Source organism: Nocardioides epinepheli (assembly GCF_037936805.1).
Taxonomy (GTDB): domain Bacteria; phylum Actinomycetota; class Actinomycetes; order Propionibacteriales; family Nocardioidaceae; genus Nocardioides.
Window position 1 is genome coordinate 114,226 of record NZ_JBBMMC010000007.1, and the last position, 20,899, is coordinate 135,124.

16 protein-coding genes are annotated in these 20,899 nt (G+C 71.2%); 11 read left to right on the forward strand and 5 right to left on the reverse strand.

The window, feature by feature from the left end:
- Positions 1 to 7 precede the first annotated feature (7 nt).
- The gene (locus tag WMR31_RS11390; RefSeq protein ID WP_340538944.1) at positions 8 to 349 is read left to right on the forward strand and encodes a DUF2200 domain-containing protein; all 342 of its coding nucleotides are present in this window, start codon (positions 8 to 10) and stop codon (positions 347 to 349) included.
- Between the two features lie 15 nt (positions 350 to 364).
- Here WMR31_RS11390 and WMR31_RS11395 read toward each other — a convergent pair whose 3' ends face one another.
- On the reverse strand, positions 365 to 739 hold the full coding sequence (locus WMR31_RS11395) for a YccF domain-containing protein (protein ID WP_340538945.1): 375 nt from the start codon (positions 737 to 739) through the stop codon (positions 365 to 367).
- A gap of 79 nt (positions 740 to 818) precedes the next feature.
- Here WMR31_RS11395 and WMR31_RS11400 point away from each other — a divergent pair, with 79 nt between their 5' ends.
- The 3 genes from WMR31_RS11400 (at position 819) to WMR31_RS11410 (ending at position 4,751) form a co-directional block, all read left to right on the forward strand.
- Entirely contained in the window at positions 819 to 2,582 is a 1,764-nt protein-coding gene (locus WMR31_RS11400) for a DEAD/DEAH box helicase (protein ID WP_340538946.1), read from the forward strand.
- A 564-nt stretch (positions 2,583 to 3,146) separates the two neighbouring features.
- On the forward strand, positions 3,147 to 4,361 hold the full coding sequence (locus WMR31_RS11405; RefSeq protein ID WP_340538947.1) for an HNH endonuclease signature motif containing protein: 1,215 nt from the start codon (positions 3,147 to 3,149) through the stop codon (positions 4,359 to 4,361).
- Positions 4,362 to 4,424: 63 nt separating this feature from the next.
- Positions 4,425 to 4,751: a hypothetical protein gene (locus WMR31_RS11410; protein ID WP_340538948.1), complete on the forward strand. Its 327-nt coding sequence runs from the start codon at positions 4,425 to 4,427 to the stop codon at positions 4,749 to 4,751.
- A gap of 1 nt (position 4,752) precedes the next feature.
- Here the strand turns inward: WMR31_RS11410 and WMR31_RS11415 are convergent, their stop codons facing one another.
- Together WMR31_RS11415 and WMR31_RS11420 are read right to left on the reverse strand one after the other, a co-directional pair.
- Positions 4,753 to 5,535: an ABC transporter ATP-binding protein gene (locus WMR31_RS11415; protein ID WP_340538949.1), complete on the reverse strand. Its 783-nt coding sequence runs from the start codon at positions 5,533 to 5,535 to the stop codon at positions 4,753 to 4,755.
- A gap of 5 nt (positions 5,536 to 5,540) precedes the next feature.
- Positions 5,541 to 7,940 (reverse strand): ABC transporter permease, encoded by a 2,400-nt coding sequence (locus WMR31_RS11420; RefSeq protein WP_340538950.1) that lies wholly within the window; start codon positions 7,938 to 7,940, stop codon positions 5,541 to 5,543.
- A gap of 191 nt (positions 7,941 to 8,131) precedes the next feature.
- Here WMR31_RS11420 and WMR31_RS11425 point away from each other — a divergent pair, with 191 nt between their 5' ends.
- From WMR31_RS11425 to WMR31_RS11455, 7 genes are all read left to right on the forward strand, one after another.
- Entirely contained in the window at positions 8,132 to 8,950 is an 819-nt protein-coding gene (locus WMR31_RS11425; protein ID WP_340538951.1) for an SGNH/GDSL hydrolase family protein, read from the forward strand.
- A 51-nt stretch (positions 8,951 to 9,001) separates the two neighbouring features.
- Complete coding sequence (locus tag WMR31_RS11430; protein WP_340538952.1) at positions 9,002 to 10,924, forward strand: penicillin-binding transpeptidase domain-containing protein; 1,923 nt, start codon at positions 9,002 to 9,004, stop codon at positions 10,922 to 10,924.
- A gap of 66 nt (positions 10,925 to 10,990) precedes the next feature.
- Entirely contained in the window at positions 10,991 to 13,765 is a 2,775-nt protein-coding gene (locus WMR31_RS11435) for an AAA family ATPase (RefSeq protein WP_340538953.1), read from the forward strand.
- A gap of 185 nt (positions 13,766 to 13,950) precedes the next feature.
- Positions 13,951 to 15,867, forward strand: coding sequence for a M4 family metallopeptidase (locus tag WMR31_RS11440; RefSeq protein WP_340538954.1), 1,917 nt, complete (start codon positions 13,951 to 13,953; stop codon positions 15,865 to 15,867).
- A gap of 466 nt (positions 15,868 to 16,333) precedes the next feature.
- Positions 16,334 to 17,803: an NAD-dependent succinate-semialdehyde dehydrogenase gene (locus tag WMR31_RS11445; protein ID WP_340538955.1), complete on the forward strand. Its 1,470-nt coding sequence runs from the start codon at positions 16,334 to 16,336 to the stop codon at positions 17,801 to 17,803.
- Positions 17,804 to 17,829: 26 nt separating this feature from the next.
- Positions 17,830 to 18,795 (forward strand): glycoside hydrolase family 25 domain-containing protein, encoded by a 966-nt coding sequence (locus tag WMR31_RS11450; RefSeq protein WP_340538956.1) that lies wholly within the window; start codon positions 17,830 to 17,832, stop codon positions 18,793 to 18,795.
- 66 nt (positions 18,796 to 18,861) lie between these two features.
- Positions 18,862 to 19,221 (forward strand): YkvA family protein, encoded by a 360-nt coding sequence (locus WMR31_RS11455; RefSeq protein WP_340538957.1) that lies wholly within the window; start codon positions 18,862 to 18,864, stop codon positions 19,219 to 19,221.
- Here the strand turns inward: WMR31_RS11455 and WMR31_RS11460 are convergent.
- On the reverse strand, positions 19,198 to 19,821 hold the full coding sequence (locus WMR31_RS11460) for a TIGR03086 family metal-binding protein (protein WP_340538958.1): 624 nt from the start codon (positions 19,819 to 19,821) through the stop codon (positions 19,198 to 19,200). The genes WMR31_RS11455 and WMR31_RS11460 overlap by 24 nt on opposite strands.
- Positions 19,818 to 20,798: a sigma-70 family RNA polymerase sigma factor gene (locus tag WMR31_RS11465; protein WP_340538959.1), complete on the reverse strand. Its 981-nt coding sequence runs from the start codon at positions 20,796 to 20,798 to the stop codon at positions 19,818 to 19,820. The genes WMR31_RS11460 and WMR31_RS11465 overlap by 4 nt, the downstream gene beginning before the upstream one ends.
- Between the last annotated feature and the right edge of the window lie 101 nt (positions 20,799 to 20,899).

Consider the following 20,899-nt stretch of genomic DNA (forward strand, 5'->3'; position numbering starts at 1 on the left):
CGCCGCCATGAGCCGGATCTTCACCACCAGCGTCGCTTCGGTCTACCCCCACTACGTCGCCAAGGCCGAGAAGAAGGGCCGCACCGAGGCCGAGGTGCGCGAGGTGATCACCTGGCTCACCGGCTACGACGACGCCGCTCTCACCAGGCACCTGGAGTCGGAGACCACCTTCGCCGACTTCTTCGCCGGCGCGCGGCTCAACCCGGCCGCTTCGAAGATCACCGGCTCGATCTGCGGATACAAGGTGCAGGACATCGAGGACCCGCTGATGCAGCAGATCCGCTACCTCGACAAGCTGGTCGACGAGCTCGCGAAGGGCAAGGCGATGGAGAAGGTCCTGCGGGACTGAGGTGACCCGGCTCGGTCAGCGGGCCGGCACGATCTCGCGCCCGAGCGGCAGGAGCGAGATCGGGACCATCTTGAAGCTGGCGATCCCGAGCGGGATGCCGATGATCGTGATGCACAGGCTGATCCCGGTCACGATGTGGCCGATCGCAAGCCACCAGCCCGCGAAGACGAACCAGATGATGTTGCCGATGGCCGAGGGGGCGCCGGCGTCACGGCGCTCGACGACGTCGCGGCCGAACGGCCACAGCGCGTAGTTGGCGATCCGGAACGATGCCAGCCCGAACGGGATGGTGATGATCAGGATGCAGCAGATGACGCCGGCCACGACGTACCCGATCGCCATCCAGAAGCCGCACAGCACGAGCCAGAGGATGTTGAGGATGGTGCGCACGCCGTCATTCTCCCCGGCCCCCTGACCTGGAGCCACGCCGGATCAGGTGATTGCGCCGCCCAGCCACTACCGTGGCCGGGTGAGCACTGAAGAGTCCGTGGAGCCGATCGTCACCTTCGCCGACCTCGGCCTCGGCGACGCCGTCCGCAAGAGCATCGCCGCCGTCGGATACGAGAGCCCCTCGGCCATCCAGGCCGAGACGATCCCGCCGCTGATGGAGGGTCGCGACGTCGTCGGCCTCGCCCAGACGGGCACCGGCAAGACCGCGGCCTTCGCTCTGCCGATCCTCGACCGGCTCGACGTGAAGCAGAAGACGCCGCAGGCGCTGGTCCTCGCGCCGACCCGCGAGCTCGCCCTCCAGGTGTGCGAGGCGTTCGAGAAGTACGCCGCCGACACCCGCGGCGTGCACGTGCTGCCGGTCTACGGTGGCCAGGGCTACGGCGTCCAGCTCAGCGCGCTGCGGCGCGGCGTCCACGTCGTGGTCGGCACGCCGGGCCGGATCATGGACCACCTCGACAAGGGCACCCTCGACCTCTCGCAGCTGCGCTTCCTCGTGCTCGACGAGGCCGACGAGATGCTCAACATGGGCTTCGCCGAGGACGTCGAGACGATCCTCGCCGAGACCCCCGACGACAAGCAGGTCGCGCTCTTCAGCGCCACCATGCCCGCGCAGATCCGGCGGCTGTCCAAGCAGTACCTCACCGACCCGGTCGAGATCTCGGTCAAGGGCAAGACCGCGACCGCGGCGAACATCACCCAGCGCTACCTGATCGTCAGCTACCCGCAGAAGGTCGACGCTCTCACCCGCATCCTGGAGGTCGAGAACTTCGAGGGGATGATCGTCTTCGTCCGCACCAAGAGCGAGACCGAGACGCTGGCGGAGAAGCTGCGCGCCCGCGGGTTCTCGGCCGCCGCGATCAACGGCGACATCGCGCAGGCCCAGCGAGAACGCACCGTGAACCAGCTCAAGGCCGGCAAGCTCGACATCCTGGTCGCCACCGACGTCGCCGCGCGCGGTCTCGACGTCGACCGGATCAGCCACGTCGTCAACTACGACATCCCCACCGACACCGAGTCCTACGTGCACCGCATCGGGCGCACCGGTCGCGCCGGGCGCTCCGGCGACGCGATCTCCTTCGTCACCCCGCGCGAGCGCTACCTGCTCAAGCACATCGAGAAGGCCACCCGGCAGCCCCTCACCGAGATGTCGCTCCCCTCGGTCGAGGACGTCAACTCCACCCGGCTCGCCCGCTTCGACGACGCCATCACCGCGGCGCTCGGCCAGACCGACCGGGTGGAGAAGTTCCGCGACATCATCGGCCACTACGTCCGCAACCACGACGTGCCGGAGGCCGACGTCGCGGCCGCTCTCGCCGTCGTCGCGCAGGGCGACACCCCGCTGCTCCTCGACGCCGACGCCGAGCGCGTCGCGCGTCGCGATCGCCCGGAGCGTTCGGACTCGCGCGGCGCCCGCGACTCCGCCGGCAGTGGCCCGCGCCGCTCCCGCCACGGCAACGACCAGCCGATGAAGATGTACAAGATCCAGGTCGGCAAGCGGCACCGCGTCGAGCCGCGCCAGATCGTCGGCGCCCTCGCCAACGAGGGCGGCCTCTCCCGCGGCGACTTCGGCCGGATCCAGATCCGCCCCGACTTCTCCCTGGTCGAGCTCCCCGCCGAGCTGCCCGCCGAGGTCTGGAAGAAGCTCGAGAACACCAGGATCAGCGGCAAGCTGATCGAGCTCTCCGAGGACCGTGGCCCGTCCCGCGCCCGCCCCTCGACCGACCGTTCCGACTCGGCTCCGGTCAAGGAGCGCAAGCCGCGGCACAAGAAGAACCGCGACTGAGGTCGCGCCTCGCGGAGGATGAGCAAGCGGCGTCGCGCTGCCGTTGAGCAAGCGAGCGCCAGCGAGCGCCGACGAAACCTCTGAGGCGACTGCGTGACTGTGGTCGGTGGGTCGGCGCGCATGGGTGCCGACTCGGCCGGGTGGTGGGGTGGCCGCGCGCGTAGTCGACCGACACCCGCCGTCAAGGATCGCCTTCGGCGCCCGCTTCGCGGCGGACTTCGTCCGTCCTTGACTGCGGGTCCCGGTCGGTCGACTCATCCGGCGCGCTGCCGGCACGGGCTTCGCCCGCGCCGCCGCCTGCGCGGCCACCCCTGCCCGCTCCGGGTATGCCGGCTCGCCCGGCTCGCGTTTCCGAGGCCGGTCGGGAGGTTTCGTCGGCGCGGTCCGCGCTCGTTCCTCACGCGCCCCGCTTGCTCAACCTCCGAAGAATCGCCTCCGCCGGAGGTTGAGCAAGCGAGCGCAAGCGAGCGCTGACGAAACCCCGGCAACCCTCACTGACAAACTTCTCGCGAGGACCGGCTAGAACACACTAGCGAATCCGCGTCAACCGAGGTAGAATCAGACATGGCCGCCACCACCGACACCGGAACCGGGCACCCGCTCGCCGTGTTGGTGGCGCGGTTCAAGAAGGACCTCGCCGGCCACGTCGGCACCCCGCTGTGGAGCCTGGACGCCGACGACACCACCGGACTGTTGGTCGACCTGGCCGAGGTCACCGCCAGCCTCGCCGAGCTCGAGGCCCGAGCGGTGACCCAGGCCGAAGCGTTGGATCTGCCGGGCTCGATCGGCGCCCGGTCGGTCAGTGCCTGGCTGCGGCGGCTGGTCCCGATCACCCCCGGACACGCACACCGCACCACACGGTTGGTCCAGGAGCTGGCGACCCACGAACAAACCAGGGTCGCGGCGGCCACAGGACGGGTGCTTCCGGACCAGGCGCAGGTGATCGTCGCGGCGGTCGACGAGCTCGACCCCACCCATCGCGACCTGGCCGAGAAGCACCTCATCGCAGAAGCCGCCCATCACGACGCGAGAGCGTTGAAGATCCTCGGTCGCCGCATCCTGGAGGTCATCGACCCCGCTCGGGCCGATGAACACGAAGCCCGCCTGTTGGAGGCCGAGGAAGCACGCGCTCGGAAGCAGACGTCGTTCGCGATGTACGACGACGACCAAGGCCTCACCCACGGCCGGTTCACCCTGCCGATCGCGCAGGGCTCGATGCTCCGCAAAGCCCTCACCGCCCTCGCCGCACCCAAACACGTCCGCGCCACCGACGGCGCCGGCTCGTATGACTATGAGCGACCGACCCCCGAGAGGCTCGGCCTGGCGTTCGCCGAGTACGTCGAACGGTTCCCCACCGACAGACTCCCCAAGACCGGCGGACTCAACGCCACCGTGATCGTGACCATGCACCTGGAGACCCTGCTCGGCAGCCTGAAGGCAGCGCACCTCGACACCGGCACGGCCATCTCACCCGGCCAAGCACGACGGCTCGCCTGCGAGGCAGGGATCATCCCCGCCGTCCTCGGCACCAACAGCGAGGTCCTCGACCTCGGCCGCACCCGCCGCTTCCACACCCCAGCCCAACGCCACGCGATCGGCCTCGAACAACAGCACTGCCAAACCCCCGGCTGCGACACCCCCGCCGCCTACTGCCACGTCCACCACGCCCACTCGTGGCAAGACGGCGGCGACACCAACACCAAAGACGCCCGACTCCACTGCCCCTTCCACCATCACCAACTCCACGCCACCGGACAAGCCCACCCGATGCGGACCTAGCATCACTAGGTCGCTGCCTAGACTCGCCGCCAGACCGACCCCGTTCATCCTGAGGACCGCGCCGTGCCTGACCGACCCGAGATCGTCTGCCTGTGCGGATCCGCCCGGTTCGTGGAGGAGCTGCATGCGGCCAACCGCGAGCTGACCCTTGGTGGAGCGATCGTCGTCGCGCCCGGCGTCCTCCCGCTCCCTGGCGCGGACGAACCCGGAGAGCCGATGAGCGATGAGCAGAAGGCAGCGCTCGGTGAGCTGCATCTGCGCAAGATCGACCTGGCTGACCGGGTGGTCGTCGTCAACCCGGGCGGGTACGTCGGTGAGTCGACGAGCCGGGAGATCGCCTATGCGCGCGCCGGGGGCACGCCGGTCTCCTTCACCGACCCCCAGGGCTGACTCAGAAGCCCTGGCCGGCCAGCCAGGAGCTGATGGTCAGCTCCCTGTCCTGTGCGGCCTCCGGAGTCCACTTGCCCAGTGCGATCTCGTCGACGACCAGCCCGTCGCGCAGGTAGATCACCCGGTCGGCGCGCGAGGCGCAGGCGCCGGAGTGGGTGACCATGACCAGTGAGGTGCCGTCGCGGTTGAGCTCGGTCAGGGAGTCCATCACCTCCGCACTCATCGCGGAGTTCAGGGCGCCGGTCGGCTCGTCGGCGAAGATGATGCTCGGCTCGGCCGCCATCGCGCGGCAGATCGCGGCGCGTTGCAGCTGGCCGCCGGACACCTCGGTCGTGGCGTGGTGGGCGACGTGGTCGATCGCGAAGCGCTCCAGGAGCCCGCGGACCCGCTTGTGCGCGGCCTCGGCGTTGTCGGGATCGGCCTTGAGCGCCGGCAGCAGCACGTTGTCGCCGATGTTGAGGTTCGCGAGCAGGTGCGCCTGCTGGAAGATGAAGCCCATCGTGTGCAGCCGCACCTTGGCCATCTCGACGTCGCTGAGCGACGTCAGCTCGACGCCGTCGATCAGCACCGTGCCCTCGGTCGGACGGTCCATCCCGCTGATCGCGTAGAGCAACGTGGACTTGCCCGACCCGGAGGCACCCATGATCGCGACGAACTCGCCGACGCCGACCGCGAGGTCGATGCCGTTGAGCACCTGCGCCGGAGGATCGGTGGTGAAGAAGGTCTTGGTGATCCCGGTGGCCTCCAGCGCTGGGGTCCCGGGGGTGTCGATGGTCTCGTTCACGGGGTTCAGTCCTCTCTCAACCAGCCACTCTTGTCGGCCCGGCTCAGCCGCCGGACCAGCACGACGGCGCCGAGGCAGCCGGCGGCCACCAGGCACAGGGGGTACAACAGGTAGACCAGGAAGGGATTGCTGAGGAACGAGATGCTGTCGAGCCCGAGCCCGGTGGCCGCCAGCAGTGCCCCCACGAGTCGCTCGCCGACGGTCGCGGTCAGCACCACCCCCACCGCGGTGCCGACCAGGGCACAGCACACGGTCTTCGCCAGCACCTGACGCCCGATCTCCCGGCTCGAGAAGCCGACGGCGTAGAGAATGGCCATCTTCTTGCGGTCTCGGGTCAGCCGCAGCTTCAAGAACAGCGTGCACACCAGGAGAGCGACGCCCAGCGCGAACACGAACGAGATGATGGCCGCGTTCTTGAACGCGCTCGTGACATAGCCGAGCGTCTGCGACACGTACTCCGCCATCGGCAGCGTGCTCGATCCGGGGTGGCTCTCGTCGTACTCGGCAGCCACGGTGGCCGGCGTCTCGCCGTCCGCGGTGTCGGCATAGATGACGTAGCTCGCGGCCCCAGCGGCCGGCTCACCCTGCATCTTCGCGGTGTAGCCGCCGCTGGTGACGTCGGCGTAGGTGCCCGACACCCGGTGCGGACTCGACCGATCGCCGTCGCGCAGGGTCACGGTGTCGCCGACCGACAGGTCGTACTTGTCGGCGTTGAGCACCGAGACGGCGATCTCGCCGGCCTCCGGGCTGCCCCCGGAGACGAACTCGATGTCGCCGGCCTCGTGCGAGCCGACCTGGACGCGCAGGGCCTCCCAGCCCTCCTCGCCCTCGATCTCGTACACCTCGTTCGCGAAGGGCCTGACGTCGCTGATCCGGTCGTCTGCGCGCATCGCCGCCAGCACACCCTGATAGACGGAGTCGAGCTCCGGAGACCACTGGACGTCGGTGCGCAGGTCGGCCTGTGGCGCCCCGAGATAGGTGACGAACTTCGGGCTCGAGAAGGTGCTGAGCAGGTTCAGCGGGATCGTCATGACGATGGCGGCCAGGGCGAAGACGATCGGGACCAGCACCCACTGTCCGCGCTCGGAACGGAGGTCAGCCGCCGCGAGCCGGGCGTTGAGGCGGGTGCCCCCCTTCAGCTGGGAGCGTCGCGCCCGCTTGGCCTGGCGCAGCGCGCGCTTGCGGGTCTGCTTCTGGTCCAGCACGCTGCCCTGGACCAGGGCGGCGACCACCTCGATCTTCCGGATCCGGCGCAGGATCCCCCGGCAGCTCCCCACGACGACCAGGTAGACCAGCGCGAGTGCCGCCAACGGGACGACGAAGCGCCAGACCCCGGTCCCGGCGGTCGCGTAGTTCGTGGAGATGCTCCGGGTCAGCAGGCTGGTCGCGCCGAGTGCGAGCAAACCCCCCACGACGCACGCGGCCAGCGTCATCCATCGATACCGGTTCAGGTACAGCGCGGAGATCTCACGATCGGGGATGCCGAGGGCCTTGAGCGCGCCGATCTCGCGGACGTCGTCCTCCAGGCTCCCGCGGATCACGAAGCGCAGGTTGAACAGCGCGATGAGGATGAGCAGCGCGCTGACGAAGATGAGGGCGCCGGCGACGAGCCCGTCGCTGAAGATGTTGATCAGCCGGATCATCGTGTAGGTGACGGCCTGTCCGTTGCGCGGCAGCGAGTCGTCCCGCTCGTAGGCGCGCTGGAAGGCGCTGGTGTCGGCGTCGGGTTCGAGGCGGTACTCCACGATCACCTCCGGCTCGCCCGTCCCGGACTCCTCCAGGGCCGCGAAGTCGGCCTCGGAGATCACGAACCTGGTCGCCGACGACAGCGAGGAGGCCATCTGCGCATCACGGACGAATCCCTCGATGGTGAGGCTGAGGTGGCCCTCGCCGAGCGGAAGCTGCAGTTCGTCGCCGCGCTGGAGATCGAACTCCTGCTCGTAGGCGACCGGCACCCAGACCTGCCCCGCATCGGGTCGCGGGGCGGTGCCGTCCTCGGCCAGCAGCAGGTCGAAGTCGGGGCTCTGGGTCACGAAGAGGTTGTCGATCAGGCTCGAGGAGAAGTCGCCTTCCTCGGCACTTCCGGGACGCTCCCACCGCAGCTGGGAGCCGTCGATGCCGACCATCTCCTCGACGAACCACGACTGGATCTCGGGGTGCTCGGCGGCGAACCGCTCCAGTGCCGCGGTGTCGTAGTCGCCCTTGTGCATCTGGAGATAGTGCGGGGGCTTGGCCGATGCGAACAGCTCCCCGACCGAGCCGGTGAGCCGCTCGGTGACCATCGCGCCGGTGGCCATGAGGAAGGCGCTGAGCACGAGCACCACACCGAGTGCGATGTTGACGACCTTGTTGCGCACCAGGTCGTTGCGCGCATAGGTCCGATCGATCCCTGAGATTCGCCCCACGATGACCTCCCAGGTCGATCATTTCAGCGGCGGCCGGCGAATGCGGATTTAGCACGGAGTTGCGGCCGACCGATGTTCGTGATGCTGGACACCCAGGAAAGGCTGTGCTTGCCGACGGGGGATTGCCCGCTAGCGCCGGGAGGCCGGAGGTGATCGGCTGGGCACAGGATCACTCATCTCGGAGGTCGCCCGTGCTCGCCAGAACCCGTCGTCTGCTCACCGTCATCGTGACCGCTCTGGCCGTCCTGGCCGCCTCGCTCGCCCTGGTCGCTGCCGGCAGCCCGGCCGCCCAGGCCGCCGCTCCCACCTACGTCGCGCTCGGTGACTCCTACTCCTCCGGAGTCGGTACCCGCAGCTATCTCGACGACGGCACCGGATGCCAGCGCTCGAACCTCGCCTTCCCGCGCCTGGTGGCCTCCCAGCTGGGCTACAGCCTCGACTTCCGGGCCTGCTCAGGTGCCACCACGACGTCGGTGGCCAACAGCCAGCTCGGCGCCCTGAGTAGCAGCACGAGCTTCGTCACGGTGTCGGCCGGAGGCAACGACGCCGGATTCTCCGGTGTGCTCACCGAGTGCGCGAAGCCCTTCTGGGCCGGGAACTGCAATCGCGCGATCGACGGCGCCCAGGCATTCATCGCCAACACGCTCCCGGCGCGGCTCTCCTCCTTGTACTCCTCGATCCGATCGCGGGCCCCCCGCGCCACGGTCGTGGTCGTGGGCTACCCCCACCTGTTCATGGGCGAGGACTGCAATGCCGCGACCTGGTTCTCCCCGGCCGAGGAGGCCCGGCTCAACGAGACCGCCGACCGGCTGAACGCGCGACTGGCCGCTGCGGCGTCCGCCGCGGGCTTCCGGTTCGTCAACCCCACCAGCGCCTTCACCGGCCACGCCGTCTGCGACGACGTGGAGTGGCTCAACGGGCTGTCCAACCCGGTCACCGACAGCTACCACCCCAACCGGGCCGGCCACTCCGCCGGCTACGCGCCGTTGGTGGCCGCGCGCCTGCGGTAGTCGACGCCCGGTCGGAGGCGGCCGGTCGGAGGCGGCTGGTACAACCGGGGCATGCGATTGCGTGTCTCCCGAGCCCCGCTGGCCGCCGCGACTGCCCTGGTCCTGGCCGCCGGTCTGGCCGCCTGCTCCGGCGACGACGGTGGCGACTCCGGCCAGCCGGGCGCCGACGCCGACGCGACCGCCACCGCGCTGGCGTCCTGGCTGTCCGGAGGCGAGATCGGCGACCTCGCCTTCGACGGGAGCACCGTTAAGGAGGTCGAGTCCGACCACGCCGACCTCGTCGAGGCGATGGGCGACGTCACGCCCACCGTCACCGCCGGCGACGTCAGCGAGGACGGCGATTCCGCCACCGCCACGCTCAGCTGGTCCTGGCCGGTCACCGGCGAGGACGACTGGGCCTACGACAGCTCCGTCGACCTCAGTCGGGTCGACGGCGAGTGGACCGTCGACTGGGGCCACCAGGTCGTCGAGCCGAGCCTGAACGCCAACTCCACCCTCGAGCTCACCTCCGTGCCCGCGGAGCGTGCCGAGATCCTCGGCGCGGGTGGCACCCCGATCGTCACCGAGCGCCCGGTCTTCCGGGTAGGCATCGACCGAAGCCAGGTGCCCGCGGCGAAGGCCGCCAAGTCCGCGAAGTCGCTCGCCGCGCTCGTCGACATCGACGCCGCCCCCTACGTCAAGCAGGTCGAGGCCGCCGGCGACAAGGCCTTCGTCCAGGCCATCGTCTACCGCCAGGACGAGCTGCCTGGCGCGGTGAAGAACGGCGTCGACGCGATCCCCGGCGCCCGCCTGATCGGCGACGAGGTGCCCCTCGCGCCCACCCGCGAGTTCGCCGCCGAGATCCTCGGCACCGTCGGGCCGGTCACCGCCGAGATGGTCAAGGAGCAGCCCGACCTCTACCAGCCCGGAGACGAGGCAGGTCTCTCCGGCCTCCAGGCGCGCTACGACGAGCAGCTACGCGGCACCGGCGGCGTCGTCGTCAACTCCGTGGGCAGCGACGGGGTGGCTCGCGAGCTCTTCACCACCGGCGCCTCGCAGGGCACCGACCTCACCCTCACCCTGGCGCCGCGCCTCCAGGAGGCCGCCGAGGCCGCGCTGCGCAACGCCACCGGCGAGAACGGGCCCGCCAGCGCCCTGGTCGCGATCCGGCCGAGCGACGGCGCGATCCTCGCCGCCGCCAACGGCCCCGGCAACGGCGGCCAGAACCTGGCCACCTACGGCCAGTACGCGCCGGGGTCCACGTTCAAGAGCGTGAGCTCGCTCGCGCTGCTGCGCCGCGGCGTCAAGCCCGACACCTCGGTGCCCTGCACCGCCACGGTCACCGTCGACGGCCGCGCCTTCGAGAACTACGACGACTACCCCTCCAGCGCGCTGGGCAACATCCCGTTCCGCACCGCACTGGCCAACTCGTGCAACACCGCGTTCATCGCCGAGCGCGACCGGCTCGAGGACGGCGACCTGCCCGACGCCGCCGCCTCGCTCGGCATGGGCATCGACCACGACCTCGGCTTCCCCGCCTACTTCGGGCAGGTGCCGGCGCCCGAGACCGAGACCGGCGCCGCGGCCGACATGATCGGGCAGGGCACCGTGCTTGCCTCGCCGATGGTGATGGCCACCGTGATCGCCTCGATCCAGAGCGGCACCCTGGTCGTGCCGAGGCTGATCGACGGACTCCAGGTGAGCCCGCCCGACGGCGTCAGCCCCGTCTCGGGCAAGGAGGCGGCGCAGCTGCGCGACCTGCTCCGCGGCGTCGTCACCTCCGGCAGCGGCCGGTTCCTCCAGGACGTCCCGGGCGAAGACATCATCGCCAAGACCGGGACCGCCGAGTTCGAGGACGGCGGCAAGCTCAAGACCCACGCCTGGATGATCGCCGCCCAGGGCGACCTCGCGGTGGCCGTGTTCGTCGATGAGGGGTCCTCGGGCTCGGGTACCGCCGGGCCGATCCTGGAGGAGTTCCTGCGCGCGGCGCAGTGACCGTGCGGAACCTTCCCGTCGCCCAGCCCTGTCGCCGACGACCCTTTCGGTCCTAACCTGAAGGCCATGACTCGGGTTGTCGGACGAACCGCGCTGCTCGAGGAGGCCCGCGACCTCCTCGACCGTGGGGAGTCGATCGTGCTGTGCGGCCCGTCGGGGTCCGGGAAGAGCGCCCTGCTCCAGGTGATCGAGGACGACGCCCGGCAGCGTCAGCACGCCGAGGTGCTGCGCGCCACGGGTGCGGTCGACGAGATCGCGCTCCCCTTCGCCGCGCTGCGCGACCTGCTCGCCCAGTGCCCGGCCGAGATCCTCGACGAGGTGCTGTCGACGGGCTGTCCCAGCGTGCGTGAGGCGGTCGACTCCGGTCTGGTCGGAGTCGCTGCCACCGATCGGCTGCGCTCCGACCTCGCCGCGTGCCTGCACGCCGTCCTCGAGCGTTGGACCGAGGAGCAGCCGGTGCTCCTGCTGCTCGACGACGTGCAGTGGCTCGACCACGACACCTCGACCGTCGTGGGCTACGCGCGCCGGCGTCTGGTCGGCCGGGTCGGCGTGGTCGCGACGATCATCGGGACCGAGGGCGAGGGAGAGGTCGACCAGGGCGCAGGCGGGGTCGACGTGAGCGATCTGCAGCATCTCGACGTCGGTCCGCTCGACGTGGTCGACATGCTCGACCTGCTCTGTGGTCACGGCCTCCCCGCGGACGTGGCCCATCGGGTGCACGTCGAGTCGGGCGGGATCCCCGCGCTCGCGCTGGCGATGGCCGGGCTCGTGGGGGAGCGCCCGGTCGTGCTCGGCATGCCGACGCCGTTGCCGACCAGTCTGGAGCGGGTGCTGCGCGAGCGCTTCGCCGCCCAGCCCGACGACGTCCGCGAGACCCTCCTGCACGCCGCGCTGCTCAGCCGCCCCACGCTGCGCGAGCTCGAGCGGGCCGGCCGGATCGGCGCCGTCGACGACGTGCGCCGAGCCGTCGACGCGGGCCTGGTGATGCCGAGCGACAGCGGGCTCCGGTTCACGCCGTCGGCGCTGCGCGAGGTGATCGTCGAGGCCTATCCGGCCTCCCGGCGCTCCGAGCTGCACCGCACCCTCGCCGAGGCCGCCACCACCGAAGGCCAGCGGTGGCGCCACGTCGCGCTTGCCGACCCTCGGCCCGAGACCTCCTTGGCCCAGGGGCTCGGCTGCGCGGCCGGTGAGTCGGCGGCGCAGGGCGACCGCGAGCTCGCCGCCGAGCTCTACCTGCTCGCCGCGGACCGGGCCACGCTCGAGCTCGCCGACGAGCGGGTCGAGTGGCTGGTCGCCGCCATCGAGACCGCGGCGCCCGGCAATCACGTCGACCTGGTGCAGCGCGCCCTCGCCGACGTCCTGGAGGCACCCGCGACGCCGGCGCAGGCCGTGCGGGTGCGCCTGGCCATCCCCGAGCTGGCCGGGAACCCGGTGCCGCTCCTCGACGAGCTGCTCACCGCCGCCCTGGCCGACGCCGGCGACGACGACCTGCTGGTGGCCAAGGTCCTTCTCCAACGCGCGCGGATCGCGCTGATGGAGTCACGCCCGCACGCCGCGCACCAGGCCTGCGAGCGGGCGGTCGGCCTGCTCGAAGCGCTGGCCGGCGACCAGGACGAGCGCGACGAGCTGGCACTCGGCCTCACGACGCTCGCCGTCGCCCGCCGCTGGCTCGGCGCCGATCACCTGACCCCGCTCGAGCGTGCCGTGGAGCTGACCGGCCCGACCCCCACCGGGTTCGTGCACACCTCGCCGGAGTACATGCGGGCGCGCTTCGCCTTCTACGACGACCGGCTCGACGAGGCCTGGGCAGCGTTCCTGGCCATGCTCTCGCGCGTCGAGCGCGGCGCCGGCATGGACCACGTGCACGTGCTGCGCTGCCTGGTCGAGATCGCCGCGCGCACCGGCCGCTCCCGGGAGGCGGCGGAGTACGCGAGCCGGGCCGCGCGGATCGGCGAGGAGTTCGACCTCGAGGCGCACACCGGGTGGTTCATCACCGCGCAGGCCGAGCTGGTGGCCGGCGACCTCGACCGCGCCATCAGCCTGGCCAGCCGGGGCGTCGAGGCCGCCGAGGACCGCGGCGACGTCCGCTATCTGCAGCGCCACCTGATCGTCCTGGGCCAGGCGTTGCTGCGCAGCGGTGATGCCCAGAGTGCCCGGGTCGCGCTGCAACGGGTCCGCTCGATCGAGGCCGACGGCGGATTCGGGGACCCCACCGTCAACCGCTGGCATGCCGAGCTGGTCGCGGCCCTCACCGCCCTCGGCCGCTACGACGAGGCCGGCGAGGTCCTCGACGACGCCCGTTACGCACTCCGCCGCCGGGAGGCCTATGCCGGCACCGACGGCGTCTCGGTGCAGCTCGACCGCGCCGAGGCCGAGCTCCTGATCGCCCAGGGCGACCTCGAGGCGGCCGAACACGTCCTCGACCGCGCGGCCAAGCTCGCCGCCGACCTCGGCCTGCGCCTCGACGTCGGGCGGATCCTCGTCACCCGCGGGCATCTGGAGCGACGTCGGCGTCGCGTCGCAGCCTCCCGCGCCGCCCTGGAGGAGGCGCACGCGCTGTTCCTCGCCCTGCACGCGACGCCGTGGGCCGAGCAGGTGCACGCCGAGCTCGCGCCCGAGCGAGCGCCGGAGAGCGACGATCCGCTGCTGCAGCGGCTCACCGAGACCGAGTCCCGCATCGCGCACGCGGTGGCCTCGGGCGCGAGCAACCGCGAGATCGCCGAGCAGGCCTACGTGAGCGTGAAGACCGTCGAGGCGACCCTGACCCGGGTCTACCGCAAGCTCGACATCCGCTCCCGCACCCAGCTCGCCACCCTGCTGGTGCCGCCCGCGGGGGAGTAGGAGAGCCCGTTCGTCGGTCCGGTCGGTCCACGCCCCGCAGGCAAGGGTTTCCCCCGTATCCGGCGCACCCCCGCGGTCCCTAGGTTCCCCTTCGCGACCGCTTCCGAGGCCTCCCCGCGACCCGGCCGCGCACCATCCGCAGCGCGAGCGCTGCACCGTGTCCGAGTCGATCCCCAGGAGACCAGATGAGTACCAGACCGCTGCCTCGCGCAGCCCTCGCCGCGGGAGTCGCGGCCCTGTGCGCCACCCTCAGTCTGAGCGGCCAGACGCCGTCGTCCGCCACCCCCGCGAGCGGTGCGGAGCGGCCGACGGCGAGCGACCGATCGGCACCGGAGGGACGCAAGGCCCAGACCGAGCGTCGCGACCGGGCCCTGGCCGCGGCCACGGCGTACGTGCGCCAGCACACTCCGTCCGCGCGCGGCCGGATCGGCACCAGCGAGCGCACCGGAGCGCACGCGGGCACCAAGGGCACCTACTACGTCAGCTACGGCCGGACCTTCCGCGGCCTGCCGGTCTACGGCGGCGACTACGTCGTCGCCGTAGACGCCGAGGGGCGCGCCACCGGCGCCACCGGCAGCCCGGCGCGCGCGATCTCGGTGCGCTCGACGACGCCGAAGGTCGCCCGACCCCAGGCCCGAGCAGCCGCACGGGGCCAGGTGGACCGCGTCCGCTCGGTCACCCGGCCGCGACTGACCGTCTACGCCGTGGGCACGCCGAGGCTCGCCTGGCGCACCAAGGTGACCGGCGTCCGCGACGGGAGCCCCTCGATCGTGACCGTGTGGAGCGATGCGCGCACCGGACGGGTGCTGCTGGCCAGCGACCTGGTCTCCCACGGCAGCGGGAACGGCTACTACAACGGCAACGTGACGATCGGGACCTCCGGCTCCGGCTCGTCGTACTCGATGACCGATCCGGCCCGTTCCGGCGTGCGCTGCGGCGGGCAGAACGGCTCGGCGTACACCGGTCCCGACGACACGTGGGGCAATGGCAGCGCGAGCAACCTGGAGACCGCCTGCGTCGACGTCATGTACGCCACCGGCAAGGAGGTCGACATGCTCTCGGCCTGGCTGGGCCGCAACGGCGTCAAGGGCGATGGCACCAGCTATCCCGCGCGGGTCGGGCTCAACGACGTCAACGCCTACTGGAACGGCTCCTTCGTGAACTTCGGCCACAGCGCCGACAACGCCCGCCAGCTCACCGCCATCGACATCGTCGCCCACGAGCAGGGACACGGCATCTTCTACACCACTCCGGGCGGCTCGTCGGGCAACAACGAGACCGGCGGCATGAACGAGGCCACCGGCGACATCTTCGGGGTGCTCACCGAGTTCTACGCCAACAACCCGAACGACCCCGGCGACTTCCTGGTCGGCGAAGAGGTGAACCTGGCCGGCGACGGCCCGATCCGCAACATGGCGAACCCGAGCGCTCTCGGCGACCCCAACTGCTACTCCTCCAGCATCCCGAGCACCGAGGTCCACGCCGCGGCGGGCCCGCTGAACCACTGGTTCTACCTGCTGTCCAACGGCACCAGCGGCTCGACGTCGTGCAACGGCTCAAGCCTGACCGGGATCGGCCTCCAGGAGGCCGGCCGCGTGTTCTACAACGGGCTCCTGCTCAAGACCTCGTCGTGGAACCACGCCAAGGCCCGCGTCGCGACCCTCACCGCCGCGCGCAACCTCTACGGCACCACCGACTGCACGAAGTTCAACCGGGTCCGCGACGCCTGGTCGGCCATCAACGTCGGGCCCCAGTCCGGCGAGCCCACCTGCGGCGGCTCCACACCGCCCGGTGGCGGCACCTGCTCGGAGACCACCGCGAACGGCAGCGTGAGCAGCCGGACGTCGTCCTACCAGCCGTCGTCCTCGGGCTTCAGTGCCGGCTCGGGCACGATCAACGTGTGCCTGACCGGGCCGAGCAGCGCCGACTTCGACCTCTACCTCCAGCGCCGCTCCGGCTCCGGGTGGGTCGACGTCGCCGCCGGTGAGACCGCATCCTCCACCGAGCAGATCAGCTACTCCGCCTCGGCCGGCACCTACCGCATCGAGGTCTACGCCTACCGGGGCTCGGGCTCGTACACGGTCAAGTACGACACCCCGTGAGCTAGCTAAGCTCCATCCGATCCGGGGGCACCGGGATCGGCGGCTCGGGCCGCCGACCCGGTGCCCTTTGCGTGGGCCGGGATTTCCCCGGTCGACCGGGGAAATCTGAACTTCGCGGGCGAAATATCGGCCGCCCAGTTCAGGGATCGGCCGCCCAGTCCGTCGACCACCTCGTGCGGAGCCGGCGCTGGAGGTCGTGGCTGCCCCACCGGCGGCGCCGAAGCCGAAGCCGCAGCCGAAGCAAGCGAGCCCCCCGCCGCATGGGGTCGGCGAGGGGCTCATGTCGTCTCCTTGGTGCTCCCTCCGAAGGACGACCCCGACAGCGTACGTGCCCGACTGCCGCGCGTCACCTGTCGGTCAGCCGCCAGGTGCCCGCCGGCCCCCCGCCAGGCACCTGCCGGTCATCTTCGGGGCACCTGCCGGCACTCGGTTCCCTTGGCCCGAGGCGCAGTGGTTGGCTGTGCCTATGGACACCTTCGAGCGGCTCGACGCGGTACTCACACCCGAGCACCGCAACCTCCTGATCGGCGGCACCTGGCGCGACGCCGACGACGGCAAGCGATTCGACGTCGTCGATCCGGCCGACGGCGCGGTGATCGCCAGCGTGGCCGACGGCTCGCCCGGCGAGGCGATCGAGGCGCTGGACGCCGCTGTCGCCACCCAGGCCTCGTGGGCCGCGACACCGCCGCGCGAGCGCGGCGAGATCCTGCGGCGCGCCTGGGAGCTGCTCCAGGAGCGTGCCGACGACGTCGCCTGGCTGATGAGCCTGGAGATGGGCAAGCCGGTCGCCGAGGCGCGCGGCGAGGTGACCTACGGCTCGGAGTTCTTCCGGTGGTACGCCGAGGAGGCGGTGCGCATTCACGGCCGGTGGATGGACGCCCCCGCCGGCGGCAGCCGGCTGCTGACGATCAAGAAGCCGGTCGGTCCGTGCTTCTTCGTCACGCCGTGGAACTTCCCCCTCGCCATGGGCACCCGCAAGATCGGGCCGGCCATCGCCGCCGGCTGCACGATGGTGGTCAAGCCGGCCGGCCAGACGCCGCTCACGATGCTTCTGCTCGCCGACATCCTCGCCGAGGCCGGGCTCCCCGACGGCGTGCTCAACATCATCACCACGACGCGGTCCAGCGAGGTCGGTCAGGCCCTCCAGGCCGACGAACGGCTGCGCAAGGTGAGCTTCACCGGCTCCACCGGCGTCGGCCGGGTGATGGTGCGGCAGTCGGCCGATCAGCTCCAGCGGGTGAGCATGGAGCTCGGCGGCAATGCGCCGTTCCTGGTGTTCGCCGACGCCGACCTCGACGCCGCGGTCGAGGGCGCGATGCTCGCCAAGATGCGCAACATGGGCGAGGCCTGCACCTCGGCGAACCGCTTCCTCGTCCACGCCGACGTCGCCGAGGAGTTCGCCCGCCGGCTGGCCGAGCGGATGGGCGCCCTGACGGTCGGGCGCGGCCAGGACGACGGCGTCGACGTCGGCCCGCTGATCGACGAGAAGGCGGTCGAGTCGGTCGGCCAGCTGGTCACCGACGCCGTGCACGACGGCGCCCGGGTGCTCGTCGGGGGCACCCGTCCGGACGGGCCGGGCTACTTCTATCCGCCGACCGTGCTGGTCGACGTCCCGGCGGAGTCGGCTATCAACACCGAGGAGATCTTCGGCCCGGTGGCGCCGATCACGACCTTCACCACCGACGAGGAGGCGATCCGGGCCGCCAACGACACCGAGTACGGCCTGGCGTCCTACGTCTACACCAGGGATCTCGAGCGCACGATCAAGATGGCCGAGTCGCTCGACTTCGGCATGGTCGGGATCAACACCGGACTGGTGTCGAACCCGGCGGCGCCGTTCGGGGGCATGAAGGCCAGCGGATTCGGCCGCGAGGGCGGCTTCGAGGGGATCGCTGAGTACCTCGAGACCACCTACGTGTCACTTCCCGCACCCTGAGCCGGCCCGCTCCGTACCCTCGGGGCATGCGTCGTGTGCGATTCGCCCTGGGGGCCGCGGTCGGAGCCGTCCTGCTCCTGACGACCGGGTGCGCCCTCACCTCGGACGACGACGCCGCCTCCGTGACGCCGGAGTCGTCGGCGGCGACGGCCCCGACCGACATGTCCACCGACGTGCATACCCCCGTGCCCACGCAGGCCCCCGCGCCCGCCACGACCCCCACGCGCGACCCCCTCGCCGACCTCGCCGAGAGCATCGAGATCGACGAGGGGCCGGTGCTCGGCTCCGACATCAGCTGGCCCCAGTGCCCGCCCGGGATGGGCATCCCCGAGAAGCGATCGCACGGCGGGCCCGGTCCGGTGCCGGAGGCCAAGTACGTGATCCTCGGCCTCACCAACGGCCCGGGGTTCTACCCCAACCCCTGCCTGGCCGACCAGCTCGCCGACGCGAAGGCCGCGGACCGGATGGTCGCCGCCTATGCCGTGGCCAGCTACCCCGAGCAGCGCTTCCTCGACCAGTACGGCGCCGACGGCCCCTACGACGGCGCCACGGCTGCCGGGGCGCTGGCCAACACCGGCTACCAGCAGGCCCGCTTCAACGTGGACCTGATGAAGAAGACCGGCCTGCGCACGCCGATCGTCTGGATCGACGTCGAGCCGGTCCCCGACTTCGAGTGGACCGACGACCTCAACGCCAACGCTGCAGTGGTCGCCGGGATCGCGCGCGGCTACGAGGACGCCGGCTATCGCATCGGCGTCTACTCCACGCCGGCGCTGTGGGCCGGTGTCGTGGGCAACCTCGAGCTCGGCATCCCGGAGTGGCGCGCCGCCGGCCAGACCTCCGCCGACGAGGCTCTCTCGCGGTGCGGTGACGACTGGATCATCCAGGGCGGGCAGGCCGTGCTCGGCCAGTGGGTCGAGGCCGATCGCGACATGAACCTCACCTGTCCAGGCATCTCGGTCGACCTGGCGAACTGGTTCCACCGGTACTGACCGGTACCCGCCCGGCACCCGCTCGCCGGTGCAGACGTCGCTTCGGCGATCGGGCACAGTGGTGCCATGGACTTCTCCGACGTGGTGGTGGGCGTGCTCATCACGCTCGGTGTGCTGGTGGCGATCGGCCTCCTCGTCGTCGGGTACGTGATGTGGCGCTACCGCATCCCGCCGCGCGGCGTGGTGGCGATGATCGGGGCGCTGGTCTACCTGGCCAGTCCGATCGATGTGCTCCCGGAAGCCTTGCTCGGTCCGCTCGGCCTCGTCGACGACGCCGGCGTGATCACCGGGGTGACGATCTTCGTCTACAAGATCGTCAAGGCGCGCCAGCGACTGCGCGACGCCGGGATCCAGGGACGACGGCCCCGCAAGACCAAGACGGATCACGCAGCCGTTGAGGGGTCAGGAGACCGGGCTCACCCTTGAACCGGCCTCGAGCGGTCGCCGGCCCAGGTAGCCGACCAGCCGGGCGCTGGCCTCGCCGCCGGAGCGGTGGCGGGCCGTGCCCCACTCCGGTGGCACGGGCCGCGCGAACCGGGTGCCGCGATCGACGTCGGCGACCATCGCGGGTGCCACCTCGGTGAGTCGGATGGCCAGGGGCGCCGGGATGGGCGTGCGATGCCCGGTGGCCTGGGCGACGTCCCAGCCGTGGACGGCGATCTCGAGAGCCGCGGCGTGGAGGAGCACCTCGGTAGGGATCTCCAGGCCGGCGACGCGGACGGTGTCGCGTGCTCGCGGTCCGCTCCACGCGCCCAGGAGCGCGCAGGCCTTGTGCTGGAGGGTCTGCACGCGCCGTGACACCGACGCGGTCTCCGGGCGTGGCGCGGCGGGTGCGACCGTGCCGCCCGCGCCCTCGGTGAACGCGTCGAGCGCGTCGTCCATGTGGTCCAGCAGCCCGTCGAGGCTCCACTCGGCGCACGGTGTGGGACGGTCCAGGTGCGAGGGGTCGACGTCGAGCAGCGCCGCGTGCGTGTAGCGCAACGCGCGCTCGAGCAGTTCGACGCCCCCGAGGGGGGCGCGGGTCATGGGACCGGGACGTAGTCGGCCGGCAGCCGGGTGGGAAGGCCGAAGGTCTCGAACAGGCGCGGGTCGAAGAACGCCGTGACGTGTCGCACCAGGTCGCCGTCGAGGTCGAGGACCTGGAGGTGGAAAGGCTCGAAGTGGCCGTCGGGCACCCGCATGTAGAGGGCGAAGGCCGGCTGTCCGTTGGCGGTGGTCTCGATCATCGGCATGTCGTGCACGCCGCCGGGGCACTTGTTGCCGATCAGCTCCGCGATCGCCTCCGAGCCGCGGAACCAGTTGGTGAAGGGCGGCATGTCCCAGGTCGCGTCGGCCCGCAGGAGTCCGACGATCGTGTCGAGGTCCTTGCGCCAGAAGGCGTCGAGGTAGCGGTCGAGCAGGCTGCGTTGGGACTCGGTGAGCTCGTCGACCACGGTGTCCTCGGTCAGTGCCCGCTCGTCGAGCTGGGCGTGCGCGCGCTGGAGTGCGGAGTTGACCGCGGCCGTCGTGGTGTCGAGGGCCTCCGCGGTCTCCGCCGCGCTCCAGCGCAGCACGTCGCGCAGGATCAGGACGGCGCGCTGGCGTGCCGGCAGGTGCTGGAGGGCCGCCACGAACGCCAGGCGCAGCGAGTCGCGCTCGGCGACCACGACCGCGGCGTCGGGCACCGGTTCGAGCCAGGCGATCTCGTGGTTCTCCTCCAGCGCATCGCCGGCCGGCTGGTCGGGAGTGCCGAGCCCCGCCGGGAGCGGACGCCGAGGCTTCCCCTCGAGGTTGGTGAGGCAGACGTTGGTCGCGATCCGGTAGAGCCAGGTGCGCACCGAGCTGCGGCCCTCGAAGGAGTCGCTGGCCCGCCAGGCGCGCAGCAGGGTCTCCTGGACGAGGTCCTCGGCCTCGTGCACCGACCCGCTCATCCGGTAGCAGTGGGCCAGCAGCTCGCGCTGGTAGCGCGCGGTGAGGCCGTCGAAGTCGTCGAGTTCGCCGGTCGGAGCCGACTCTCCCGTCATCGTGTCTCCCGCTCGCGTCGAGGCTACTGCCGTCATGTGAATCTCCCGCCCCTCGTCAGTGTGCCTGCTCCTACCGACCGACGGCGACCCAGGAACTCATC

Coding starts and splice junctions, on each gene's coding strand:
- WMR31_RS11435 (WP_340538953.1), top strand. CDS start 10,991: ATGACTCGGGTTGTCGGACGAACCGCGCTGCTCGAGGAGGCCCGCGAC.
- WMR31_RS11465 (WP_340538959.1), bottom strand. CDS start 20,798: ATGACGGGAGAGTCGGCTCCGACCGGCGAACTCGACGACTTCGACGGC.
- WMR31_RS11460 (WP_340538958.1), bottom strand. CDS start 19,821: ATGACCCGCGCCCCCCTCGGGGGCGTCGAACTGCTCGAGCGCGCGTTG.
- WMR31_RS11430 (WP_340538952.1), top strand. CDS start 9,002: ATGCGATTGCGTGTCTCCCGAGCCCCGCTGGCCGCCGCGACTGCCCTG.
- WMR31_RS11390 (WP_340538944.1), top strand. CDS start 8: ATGAGCCGGATCTTCACCACCAGCGTCGCTTCGGTCTACCCCCACTAC.
- WMR31_RS11405 (WP_340538947.1), top strand. CDS start 3,147: ATGGCCGCCACCACCGACACCGGAACCGGGCACCCGCTCGCCGTGTTG.
- WMR31_RS11455 (WP_340538957.1), top strand. CDS start 18,862: ATGGACTTCTCCGACGTGGTGGTGGGCGTGCTCATCACGCTCGGTGTG.
- WMR31_RS11450 (WP_340538956.1), top strand. CDS start 17,830: ATGCGTCGTGTGCGATTCGCCCTGGGGGCCGCGGTCGGAGCCGTCCTG.
- WMR31_RS11440 (WP_340538954.1), top strand. CDS start 13,951: ATGAGTACCAGACCGCTGCCTCGCGCAGCCCTCGCCGCGGGAGTCGCG.
- WMR31_RS11445 (WP_340538955.1), top strand. CDS start 16,334: ATGGACACCTTCGAGCGGCTCGACGCGGTACTCACACCCGAGCACCGC.